Origin of the sequence: Citrobacter sp. Awk 4 (assembly GCF_028069725.1) — a bacterium.
GTDB lineage: Bacteria > Pseudomonadota > Gammaproteobacteria > Enterobacterales > Enterobacteriaceae > Citrobacter_D.
In genome coordinates this window covers 1-11,427 of the sequence record NZ_JANEWG010000084.1, presented here as the reverse complement: position 1 = coordinate 11,427, position 11,427 = coordinate 1, and the positions used below count along the sequence as shown (strand labels likewise).

Below are 11,427 nucleotides of genomic sequence, written 5' to 3'. Positions count from 1 at the left end.
GTTTAGATATATCTAATTTATATCTAAATATTTTTATTGTGCAAGCTAATAGATTGATTGATTTTCAGTGTGTTGATTTTATTGGTGTTTATTTTGTTTTTGGTGTCGGGGTCATGGATTGTTGCTATATCAAAAAAACTCTTGCAATATTTCCAATTAACAATCATTATCATTTGCGACGATTGATTTAGATATATCGTAATTCACTCACGAAGGCGAAAAGAATGACAAAAAAAACCTCACGCTATCCGCAGCGCGTTCGTAATGAACTGCGCTTTCGCGAACTGACCGTCCTGCGTGTTGAACGGATCAGCACGGGTTTTCAGCGTATTGTGCTGGGTGGCGATGCTCTGGAAGGCTTTAGCTCTCAGGGATTTGACGATCATACCAAGGTCTTTTTTCCGGCACCGGGCAGCCGCTTTGTGCCGCCGACGGTGACTGACGAAGGTATCGTCTGGGCAGATGGCGTTCGTCCGACAGCACGTGATTACACACCGCTATACGATGAGGTGCGCCATGAACTGGCGCTGGATTTTTATCTCCATGATGGCGGGGTGGCGAGCAACTGGGCGAAGCAGGCCCGCGAGGGGGATACGCTCACGATTGGCGGGCCGCGTGGGTCGCTGGTGGTGCCAGAAGATTACGCATACCAGGTTTATGTTTGTGATGAATCGGGAATGCCTGCATTGCGTCGCCGTCTGGAGGCGATCGGCCGTCTGACTGTACGCCCGAATGTCACGGCGCTGGTCAGTGTGCAAAACGCAGATTATCAGGATTACCTCTCCCATCTTGATGGATTCGCGATTGAGTGGTTTGTGGGTCAGGACGAGCAGGCGGTGGATGCGCGATTGTCCCAGCTTTCGATACCTGCGGATGATTATTTCATCTGGATCACCGGCGAAGGGAAGGTTGTCAAAAACCTCAGTCAGCGGTTCGATACCGGCGCTTTCGATCCCCATCTGGTGCGGGCTGCAGCCTACTGGCACAACAAGTCATCGCTCGATTAATTCATCAGTAATAGCGCCTTAGCAACGGATGCATAAGGGGCTGAAGGCCACGGACAGATTGACAATCCGCACGCGTGTTACGTTGGTGTTATCAGCATAGAAACGGCATCGCCAGAGCACGGGTACCGTTTCGTACCAATAAAACAGAAACCAGGGAATGAACCGCGTAAACCGACATAAATTTAACGATTTCTTTGATATTAAGATCGGTTTAAGGTCATAGTGTAGGTGTGAATTTTACGTGGTTAATTTTAAGGATAAGAGCATGCCAACAGCAATTGAGAAAGCACTGGATTTTATTAACGGTATGAATACATCCGTCGCCGCTCCAGACTCAATGGATGAAAGTACCACTAAGGGAATTTTGAAATATTTAAATGAGTTAGGTGTGCCAGCTAGCGCGGCCGAGATTACTGCACGCGGCGAACAGGAGGGGTGGAACGCCGAATTCACCAAAAAAGTGGCTGGATGGGCTGAAAAAATTGCGTCCGGAGAGCGTGTGCTGATCAAAAACCCTGAATATTTTTCTTCCTATATGCGTGAGCAACTGCAGGCTCTGGTATAGGCTGAACCTACTCCCATAATCAACTTTTCCTGATGCTCTCGCCTCCGATGCGGGAGCATCCCTTTGCACGGTATTCTTGTTTCAATGTCTGTATGACCCATCAGAAAGAAAATGATGGGTATCCTCTTGCGTGAGTGCGCGAAATCCTGGTGCAAAAACACGTCGCGGAAATCCAGCGCACGCCACTCTCCCCTACATCATAAGGGCACAAAAAAACGAAAACAGGCACCGGGTGCAGCGTCCATCAGGCGGATGCCGCCGCCATGTAGCTCCAGCATCCGGCGCACGATAAGCAGGCCCAATCCGCCCCGCGCCTCGCGCGACGCTTTTTGGCTGAGTGCTGAGGGTCGCTGGAACAGTTGCTCGCGCATCTCCTCTTCCACCCCTGGCCCGCTGTCGGCCACCTCCACCTGCAACTGCGCATTTTCTTGCCACACTTTCAGCCGGATAGCGCCTCCCTGTGGCGTGTGGCGTACGGCGTTATCCAGTAAATTCGTGACGACGCGCTCGATCATCGAGACGTCAGCGTTAATCAGCGGCAGGGAGTGCGGCATATCGACCTGTAACTGCAGTTGTCGGGTTTCTATCGTCAGGTCGAATTTCTGCGCCACATCCTGAATCAGTTCGCCAATAGCAAAACGCTCCAGCTGGGGTTTGATACCACCATGCTCAAGGCGCGCCAGTTCAAAAAGTTGCTGGGATAAATGTCTCACCTTATGCCCCTGGCGTAGGGCTATCGCCAGATACTGACGGTTATCCTCCGGCGACAGCGTATCCGCTTTCATCGACAACGTTTCCAGGTACCCGAGGAGCGAGGTCAATGGCGTACGCAGATCGTGGGAGATATTGGCGATAAACTCACGGCGCTGCCTATCGCTATCGGACAGTTGATCCCACTGGCAGGCAATTTTACGCGCCAGCTCAATAAAGGTATTTCGCAACACCGCCACCTCATTACCTGGCTGCGGGTCCGGCTCCTGCAATGCCAGCTGTTTGATGGCGCTCATGCTGTCTTGCTCTATCCTGCTGACATCAGCCGTCAGCTGTTTTACCGGGCGCGTAACCCAATACCAGACCAGCATTCCCGCCAACAGACCAAACAGGGTCACGAGGAGTAGTGACCAGAACAAGGCATTCCACAGTGTCTTTTGCCACGCAGCATCGGCGAGAGCGTTAAGTTCTTCGCCCTGCAAAATGATATACAGATACCCGCGCAACTCGCCGTCCAGACGAATCGGCGCCACGCTGAACACTTTTTGCTTATCAGAGCTTCTGGGGTCATCACCGTAAATAGGCCAGGCGTTACCAGCGAGAAACTTTTGCAGCGGCGCGGTATCGACGTGCTGGCGTTTCAGGTGTCCAGGCGGAGCGGCATCAGCCAGCAACTCTCCCTTTGGCGAGATCAGATAGAGTTCCACGCTGGGATTCAGCGTCATCAATCGGTCAAACAGGGTTTTCAACGTTTCGCGGTTAACCTGTCCACCCTTGTCCAGGAGGGGTTCGCTGATGACGATTTGCTGCGCCAGCCCGGCCGATAAACGCTGTACCATCGCATTGCCATACTGGCTGCTGCTGTAAAGCTGAACACTGCATGCGGCAGCGGCGCAGAGCAGCAAAATAGCGGTAAACACCAGCGTCAACCGCTGGCTCAACGTCAGGCGACGAATCATGGCTGCGGCTCCGCTTTATCGACGGCAAATTTATAACCCTTGCCCCAGACCGTAAGGATGATTTCGGGTTCGGCGGCGTCACGCTCAATTTTGATACGCAGGCGGTTGATGTGTGTATTCACCGTATGCTCGTACCCTTCATGTTGATAGCCCCAGACGTTGTCCAGCAGCGACAGGCGGGAAAATACTTCGCCTGGATGACGGGCGAACCAATACAGCAGGTCAAACTCACGCGGAGTAAGATCAATCAGTTCACCGCGCAGACGCACCTCGCGCGCCAGGGGATCGAGAGCCAGGCCATGACAAGCGAGCATGCCGCTTTCCAGGCGGATATTTTTCCCCATGGCTTCCTGGCGGCGGAACAGCGCTTTGACGCGGGCAATAAGCTCGAGCACAGAAAAGGGTTTTGGCAGGTAATCATCCGCGCCCATTTCCAGTCCCAGCACGCGGTGAGTCTCACTGGTGCGGGCGCTGATGATGATCACCGGCAGGTAGCGAGCCATCTGACGGATGCGACGGCAAATCTCCAGGCCATCAACATTGGGTAGCATCAGATCGAGGATCACCGCATCCCAAACCTGTTTTTCGAGTAACGCCAGGGCCTGCGCACCGTCTGCTTCATGGGTAATGTGGTACCCCTCATCCCGCAGATTCAGTTGCAGCAACGTGGCGATATCGCGATCATCTTCAACCAGCAGTATTTTCTTTGCATTACTCATAGCTATTCACCCACGATGTCTTTAGTAAAAGCTTACCGCAGCCAGGCACGGCGAGTTATCACATTTTATTTAAACTTTGGTGAGGATGTGGTGATCATAAAACCGTCATGATGCGCTCATGTTTTTCACGGAGAGCGCACCATGCAATCATCACCTTCAGAACCGGTACACCCGCTGTGGCTGCGCTGCTGTCACTGGGTTAATGCGGTGGCCATTGCGGGCATGCTGTTTAGCGGCTGGCGCATCTATAACGCCTCTCCTTTATTTCCTTTTACCTTTCCAGCGCAGTTCACCCTGGGCGGGTGGCTCGGCGGCGCATTGCAATGGCACTTCGCCCTGATGTGGGTACTGATTATCAACGGCGCGGTCTATTTCTCGCTGGGCGTGGTGAGCGGGCGTTTTCGGCGCCAATTTTTTCCGCTGTCATGGTACCAGTTGAAAGAGACGCTTTCCCAGGCGCTGCGCGGCAAGCTACAGCACGCCGACCTGCGCCAGTACAACATGGTGCAAAAAATCGCCTACCTGCTGATCCTCATTGATGGTATCGGCCTGCTGGTATCGGGCCTGGTGCTGTGGAAATCAGTACAGTTTCCGCTACTGCGCACACTACTCGGCGGTTATGAGGCAGCACGCTATATCCACTTTTTCTGTATGAGCGCAATGGCGCTGTTTATCGTCATTCACCTGCTGATGGTGCTACTGGTGCCGCGCACATTGCTGGCGATGCTGCGCGGTCGCTAAGGAAATATTCATGAAAAAGAAACATTTTCTCACCGACAGCGATGCCCAGGACCTGGTCAGGGATGCCGAAAAATTACTGAGCCCGGAGCGCCGTCGTCTGCTGCGTCAGGGACTGACGCTCGGCGGCATTATGATGCTGACCGGTTGTGACATCACCGATAATGCCGATGTGGAAAACGTGTTGTCACGAATGTCTCGTTTTAACGACCGGGTACAGGGTTTTCTGTTTAGCGACCGTAATCTGGCGCCGGAATACACACCCGCCGATATTACCCGTCCTTTCCCGTTTAACGCCTTCTACGGGCCGGAAGATATCCCGCAGATTGATGGCCGCGATTACCAACTGGAGATCCGCGGGCTGGTGCGCGACACCCGCCGCTGGAGTCTGTCTGAACTGTACCGTATGCAGCAGGTGAGCCAGATCACCCGTCATATCTGCGTCGAAGGATGGAGCGCCATCGGCAAATGGGGCGGTGTACCGTTTCGTCACTTTTTGACGCTGATTGGTGCCGACATGCGCGCTAAATACGTCAGTTTCCGTTGTGCGGACGAATACTACACCAGCATCGATATGGCCACCGCGCTGCATCCGCAGACGCTGCTGGCGCTGACGTGGGACAACCAGATCCTTCCTCCGGAATATGGCTATCCCATGAAGTTACGCATCCCGACCAAGCTGGGATACAAAAATCCCAAGCATATTCAGGTCATTGAAATCACCAATCGTTTCCCGGGCGGTTACTGGGAAGATCAGGGTTACAACTGGTTTGGTGGCAGTTAATACAACAACGTAAACAACGAGGCAACACCATGAAAAAGATGATTATCGCGGCCACTGTGCTTTCAGCTCTGTTTATGGCTAACGTGCAGGCAGCAGAATCCATGAGCAAAGACAATATGGCGAAAGACACCATGTCCAAACCGCACGACAACATGTGCAAAGACAGCATGTGCAAGGACGCCATGAGCAAGGATCACATGGGGAAAGACCAAATGGGCAAAATGGACAAGATGAAAAAGGATGAGATGGGCAAAATGGACAACATGAAAAAGGACGAGATGGGTAAAAAAGACGCCATGGGCCAGTAAGGTAACCAGGATACCAGGCAGCGCAGTGAGTGCTGCCTGGTTTGTATTATGAGATTCTGGCCAATAGCATCAGGACCTCACAATGTCGTGAGTAAGTGAATATTCCGAACGATGCCTCTTGAATTGCGGACTGGAACTTCCCCGGAATATCCTTGGGAAGGGGCATGGGGTTAGCCGTCACCTCGTAGTCATTTAAGATGACTTAAAAAAAGAGGCGCTCATGAGTGATAAGTTTTATCCCCCCCCGGCGTTTAAGATCGAAGTAGCCAAACAGGTTATTGATCGTGGCTATTCTGTTTTCAGCGTGGCAACATGTTTTGATATCACTACCCGCAGCCGTTATCCCTGGCGATTCATTGTGAGAATTTGTAGTATGAAAATACAGAAAGAAGACCTGGTGAAATGGGAAGTGGATGAACCAGATTTAATCGCTGACCCACTATTGATAAGTAAAAAAATCACTGATGTAGAAAAAACGTTGTTGATTAACTTGCCAAATGAATATAAGGATTATATTCATTTAGTAGCCGATCAAGCATGTAGTCCATTAGATCATGTAGATAACTTTATTGCGAGGTACAACGAAAAAAACAGGATGGCAGTAATGGCTACCTTATCGTCTACAAATAGCGTGGTGACATCAACAAAGTTGTTGCAAGAATCAATATATGATCATCGGTCATTACTACCTGATGGCTTGATTGCCATTGGTTCAGATTATGATGACGATGGTGATGCATATATTATTTATGATGTGAGGACTGATTCTCCTACCTATAAAAATGTATTTCACTGGCGATATTATGTAGACAATTTAGTCGTGGGTGATGGGTTGGGATTATTGGCTTTATCGTTAAGAGAGTTTTTACATAAACCCGCACCAGAAGATGAGCTATAGTTCGTTGAACTTACCTGTGCAATGTAGACCTCGCCCCCGGCGAGGTTCTGGTATCCGAATTGTCCGGAGCTGAGATTGCCACAGGCACACATAAAGACCTCGTTTATGATGTTGATGACATGTAAATGTAAGTTGGTTTTGCTATGTCAACGAAGCGGTACTAATAACGTATTATTTCATGATTTTTTTATAAACTTTTATATTATTGATTTTGGCGTGGCTATAATAATAATTAATTTTTTATTTATGATTAGTTCAACATTCGTATGGAAAATTTCACAACTATAGTATTTGCTGGATAGTTAAAGCGCGGCTATCAGCGCAACGTTGACCGGTTAAATACCCGTGGTCCATTTTCTCTGTGTATTATTGACGGTTGTTAGCTTTTTGGCTTTATTAAATATCAGGGGATCGCTTGTCTGAAGCCTGTTATCACTTTGGCAAAGTAAGTCGTCGCGATTTTCCAGTGGGAGCTGAGCATATCCATCATAGGGTCTTTTTGTGAAGTGAAGGGGGGAATATAGATCGTTTGCCCCTCAGAGCTCGGAGCTGCTCTGTCTACTTGCGCAGTGAGCAATTCCAGGCGCGTAATCCGAGTGCCGCGTATAGGCTTCGCCTTTTCGTGCCCTTTCATAATCATTATGGAGAGAAATGAACATGGCCGACGTCAATAAGCATGACCCGAAATTTATCCTCCTGCAAACTTCTATAGCACAAGCGTATGTCGACAGTGTCAACTTCAATTTACTATCCAACCCTCTGCTTCCATTCGGTGTCCGTACCTTCGATGGTAGCTTTAACAACCTGGTCACAGGTCAAGTTAAGTTTGGGGCCACAGACCATTCCTTCCTTCGCTTGTTTGATCACGCGTTTCAAGCGGGATACGCCGGGATATGGTCGGTTATAGATCCGCCGCGATCGGTTATCAGTAACCAGACCGCCAACATCTTATCCGCAGTTGAAGTGAACAAAGGTACCGATCCGGTGATCGACACTGGTCTGGATGGTGTGTTCGGCGCGCCGTCGCCGCAGGAGGTTATTGAGCTGGCGTCGAGATCCAGGTCTTCTACGCTGACCCAGGACACGAGCACAGCGCCTGACGGCATGAACACCATGTTGAGCCCTACCGCTCCCACTCTCTTAGCGAGCAAGGAAACGTCGAAGGACGACGATGACGATGACGATAGTGGTGGCGATGACGATGTCGGCGGCGACGGTGCCTTCCCGCTTAACGCCAGTGATGTTGCCAACCTGAAGAATCTGGTAAACGGGCTTGAAGGAGGTGAAGACAACGATGCGCTCGGGATCCGCGATCTCGAAGGCACCGGCAATAACCGTGATCACCTTGACTATGGTTCGGCCGATCAGCCGTTCATACGACTCACCGACGCGCACTACGGCGCCTGGAATGAGACGACCCACAACCGCGACATCAATCCCCTGTTCTCCGGGCTGGATCCGCGTGCCATCAGCAATATCCTTGGCACACAGGAAGCAAACCTTTCCGGCAACGCCGCCGGCGTGAACAGTTTGTTCACGGCCTTCGGTCAGTACTTCGATCACGGCCTCGATTTCCTCGGTAAGGGAGGTAACGGAACGATCCAGATTGGCGCTCCGGGCTCGGTTCCAAATCCTGCGGACCTGACTCGCGGCACCGTTGACAGCATTGATGCCAATGGCATCCCGCAGCATCTCAATAAGACATCGCCATTCGCTGACCAGAACCAAACGTATGGCTCGAACGAACTCGTCGGCCTGTTCCTGCGCGAAGGCGACGGACAGGGCGGGTTTACGGGCAAGCTGTTGGAGGGCGGAGTGGATCCCTCAAATCCGAATTTCAGGCTGCTGCCCACGCTGAGCGAACTGATCCTGCATCACTGGAACAACAACACGCTGTTCACTGACAGCTCGCTGCCGGGCGACCACAGCGTGACTTTCCAGGAGTATTTCGCCGGACTGGTCGACAGCAATGGCGTTATCAACAAGTCGATGCTTCCTGCCATGACGTCTAATTTCATGGGAAGTGGCTTTGCGCTGCTGCTCGACACCAACCCCTTTATCAACCTGCTCGACCACTACGTAGCAGGTGATGGACGTGCGAACGAGAACATCGCACTAACTGCGATCCACAACATCTGGGAGCGGAATCATAACTTTCATGTCAACGGATTGCTCGAAGCCGGATTTGATGGCACAGCTGAAGAGCTATTCCAGGCCGCCAAGATCATCAACGAGGCTGAATATCAGCGTGTTATTTACACCGACTTTGCCGACAAGTTGCTTGGTGGCATGAGAGGCGAGGGTGATCATGGCTTCGCCGGATACAATCCGGAAGTGGATGCACGAGTCTCCCACGAGTTCGCGACTGCAGCTTACCGGTTCGGTCATTCGTTGATAGGGCAGACGCTGACGGTGCTCGACGCTCAGGGCAATGCGACGCAGGTACCACTCTTCGACGCGTTCCTCAACCCGACCAACGATGCGAGCGCGTTCACCTTACCCAGCGGGCAATTGCCTTACTCTCCCAAGCCAGGCTATGAGCAACTGGGTGCCGCCGGGATCATTGCCGGTGGTGTTGTCCAGCCAGCGGAAGAAGTCGACGTCAATATCGTCGATGCTGTCCGAAACGACCTCATTCGCACCAGTGCTGATGTGTTCGCCTTCGACGTCGCCCGCGAGTGGGACGTCGGTCTGGGTTCGATGAATCAGATCCGGGCCGACCTGATGGCCTCTAGCGATCCGTATGTGAGGGAGGCGGTCAGTTTTGCCGGCGATCTCACACCATACAGTTCGTGGGAGGACTTCCAGGCACGGAACAATCTCAGCGACACAATAATTGAGCAATTCAAGCAGGCCTATCCAGACCTCGTGCTGGAGGACGCTCAAATTGCAGACTTCCTGGCGGCTAATCCGGGCTATAAATTTGTCAACGGAAACACCGTCAAAGGCATCGACAGAGTTGATCTGTTCGTTGGCGGACTCGCCGAGAAGCACATCAATGGTGGTGTGGTTGGCCAGACCTTCTGGGTCATCATCCACGAGCAACTTGACCGGATCCAGGAAGGTGACCGGCTGTATTATCTCGACCGCGTGGAGCATCTGGACCTCTACGATGTCATTGAGGAGCAGGGCTTTGCCGGGATCGTGGCACGCAACACGGGCCTGACCAATCTTCCCGAGAACATCTTCGGGACGAGTCAGCTCGATAATCCGCCGGTCGTTGTCCACCGCAACGTCGTCCTCAATGGTGGGAACGGCATTGACGTCCTCAATGGTGGGCTCGGCGACGACGTCCTCAATGGTGGGGGCGGCAACGACACGCTCAACGGTGGGGGTGGCAACGATAGCCTCAACGGCGGCCTTGGCGCCGATGCGATGGCGGGCGGTCTCGGCAATGACACCTATATTGTTGATAATAGTGGCGACGTTGTCACAGAAGCTCTGAATGGTGGGACGGATGTTGTCCAGACCACACTTAACAATTACACGTTGGCCAATAACGTTGAAACACTGGTGTTCACCGGGACAGGCAATTTCACCGGCAGAGGGAATGCCATTGCCAACACCATCAATGGTGGCAGCGGTAATGACTTTTTGTATGGGTTGGGAGGAAACGACCAACTGAACGGTGGGGCCGGAAATGACGCCCTTGATGGGGGGGACGGTGCCGATAACCTTCAGGGCGGGACCGGCAACGATAACATGATAGGCGGAGCGGGTAACGATAGACTCGAGGGTGGCCAGGGTGCCGATAGTATGACAGGTGGTGCCGGGGATGACGTTTATCTGGTTGATAATGCCGCGGATAGTGTCAAGGAAGGCCTTAATGGTGGGACGGATGTTGTCCAGACCACCCTCCAAAATTACACGTTGACCAATAACGTTGAAACACTGGTGTTCGCCGGGACAGGCGCTTTCACTGGCAGAGGGAATGCCATTGCCAACACCGTCAACGGTGGCAGCGGTAATGACTTTTTGTATGGGATGGGAGGAAACGACCAACTAAATGGTGGGGCAGGAAATGACTTCCTTGATGGTGATGACGGTATCGATAACCTTCAGGGCGGTGCCGGCAACGATTACATGATAGGCGGAGTGGGTAACGATAGACTCGATGGTGGCCAGGGCGCTGATATCATGGCAGGTGGTTCCGGAAATGACACCTTCGTCTTTAGCGCAGGGTTTGGGCGAGACCGTATTACCAACGGCTTCGATAGTAATCCCGGCGGCGGACAGGACCTCCTCGATCTGAGTTTGTTAGGCATTGGTGTGGCGAATTTTGCCAGCAACGTCACGATTGCTGGGGGAGGCGGTAGCAGTACCGTCATTACCATCGGCAATTCTATTAATGGCAATGTCATTACTTTAGAAAACGTAAACTCTAAAAGTATCGATATTAATGATTTTATTCTAATCGGATAAGGAGAGGACGATGTCGCGCCAGCATACGCCAACAGAACTAAAGGATTTATTAAGGGAACGAAAGCCACCTTTATAATGCTGTTTTTTTAGTTATGTTATTAATATGCTTATGCTGGCGCCTGCTGTATATATGCTGCAGGTCGATAAACTCTTCAACGTGTTGATAGTCAGGTAGAATGCTCGCTTTTTCGGGGTGATTCTGGTGGCGATGGCTGCAGTAAAATGTCGGTTTAGTGAGAAAACGAATCCCGTTAAAAAACACGAAACCGGGAAAGGAGGTCACAGACTGCTACGCTCAATCAACTGGGTAAATAAA

10 protein-coding genes are annotated in these 11,427 nt (G+C 51.6%); 8 read left to right on the top strand and 2 right to left on the bottom strand.

The genetic code is table 11. The features are described from left to right. The 3 genes from NNO04_RS21530 to NNO04_RS21520 form a co-directional block, all read left to right on the top strand. The coding region (locus NNO04_RS21530; protein ID WP_271446395.1) for a hypothetical protein at positions 1–191 on the top strand (191 nt) is incomplete at its 5' end. A gap of 33 nt (positions 192–224) precedes the next feature. Continuing rightward, a complete protein-coding gene (locus NNO04_RS21525) occupies positions 225–1,007 on the top strand; it encodes a siderophore-interacting protein (protein WP_271446394.1) in 783 nt (260 codons plus the stop codon). 241 nt (positions 1,008–1,248) lie between these two features. Beyond that, positions 1,249–1,572: a DUF1889 family protein gene (locus tag NNO04_RS21520; RefSeq protein WP_162379448.1), complete on the top strand. Its 324-nt coding sequence runs from the start codon at positions 1,249–1,251 to the stop codon at positions 1,570–1,572. Between the two features lie 197 nt (positions 1,573–1,769). On the opposite strand, the gene NNO04_RS21515 is transcribed toward NNO04_RS21520, so the two are convergent. Both NNO04_RS21515 and NNO04_RS21510 read right to left on the bottom strand, forming a co-directional pair. Next, a complete protein-coding gene (locus NNO04_RS21515) occupies positions 1,770–3,242 on the bottom strand; it encodes a sensor histidine kinase (protein WP_271446393.1) in 1,473 nt (490 codons plus the stop codon). Next, entirely contained in the window at positions 3,239–3,961 is a 723-nt protein-coding gene (locus tag NNO04_RS21510; protein WP_271446392.1) for a response regulator transcription factor, read from the bottom strand. The genes NNO04_RS21515 and NNO04_RS21510 overlap by 4 nt, the downstream gene beginning before the upstream one ends. Before the next feature lie 141 nt (positions 3,962–4,102). On the opposite strand from NNO04_RS21510, the gene NNO04_RS21505 reads away from it, so the two are divergent. From NNO04_RS21505 to NNO04_RS21485, 5 genes are all read left to right on the top strand, one after another. Next, entirely contained in the window at positions 4,103–4,702 is a 600-nt protein-coding gene (locus tag NNO04_RS21505) for a cytochrome b/b6 domain-containing protein (protein ID WP_271446391.1), read from the top strand. Positions 4,703–4,712: 10 nt separating this feature from the next. Beyond that, a complete protein-coding gene (locus tag NNO04_RS21500; RefSeq protein ID WP_271446390.1) occupies positions 4,713–5,483 on the top strand; it encodes a molybdopterin-dependent oxidoreductase in 771 nt (256 codons plus the stop codon). Positions 5,484–5,512: 29 nt separating this feature from the next. Further along, the gene (locus NNO04_RS21495; protein WP_271446389.1) at positions 5,513–5,791 is read left to right on the top strand and encodes a pentapeptide MXKDX repeat protein; all 279 of its coding nucleotides are present in this window, start codon (positions 5,513–5,515) and stop codon (positions 5,789–5,791) included. 220 nt (positions 5,792–6,011) lie between these two features. Continuing rightward, positions 6,012–6,689, top strand: a complete 678-nt coding sequence (locus NNO04_RS21490) for an SMI1/KNR4 family protein (protein WP_271446388.1) — start codon at positions 6,012–6,014, stop codon at positions 6,687–6,689. A gap of 651 nt (positions 6,690–7,340) precedes the next feature. Then, positions 7,341–11,111: a peroxidase family protein gene (locus NNO04_RS21485; protein WP_271446387.1), complete on the top strand. Its 3,771-nt coding sequence runs from the start codon at positions 7,341–7,343 to the stop codon at positions 11,109–11,111. Positions 11,112–11,427: the final 316 nt, after the last annotated feature.

What these genes read in the sequence shown, in the direction of transcription:
- NNO04_RS21505 (WP_271446391.1), top strand. Translation starts at nt 4,103, where the DNA reads ATGCAATCATCACCTTCAGAACCGGTACACCCGCTGTGGCTGCGCTGC.
- NNO04_RS21495 (WP_271446389.1), top strand. Translation starts at nt 5,513, where the DNA reads ATGAAAAAGATGATTATCGCGGCCACTGTGCTTTCAGCTCTGTTTATG.
- NNO04_RS21485 (WP_271446387.1), top strand. Translation starts at nt 7,341, where the DNA reads ATGAACATGGCCGACGTCAATAAGCATGACCCGAAATTTATCCTCCTG.
- NNO04_RS21510 (WP_271446392.1), bottom strand. Translation starts at nt 3,961, where the DNA reads ATGAGTAATGCAAAGAAAATACTGCTGGTTGAAGATGATCGCGATATC.
- NNO04_RS21525 (WP_271446394.1), top strand. Translation starts at nt 225, where the DNA reads ATGACAAAAAAAACCTCACGCTATCCGCAGCGCGTTCGTAATGAACTG.
- NNO04_RS21490 (WP_271446388.1), top strand. Translation starts at nt 6,012, where the DNA reads ATGAGTGATAAGTTTTATCCCCCCCCGGCGTTTAAGATCGAAGTAGCC.
- NNO04_RS21515 (WP_271446393.1), bottom strand. Translation starts at nt 3,242, where the DNA reads ATGATTCGTCGCCTGACGTTGAGCCAGCGGTTGACGCTGGTGTTTACC.
- NNO04_RS21500 (WP_271446390.1), top strand. Translation starts at nt 4,713, where the DNA reads ATGAAAAAGAAACATTTTCTCACCGACAGCGATGCCCAGGACCTGGTC.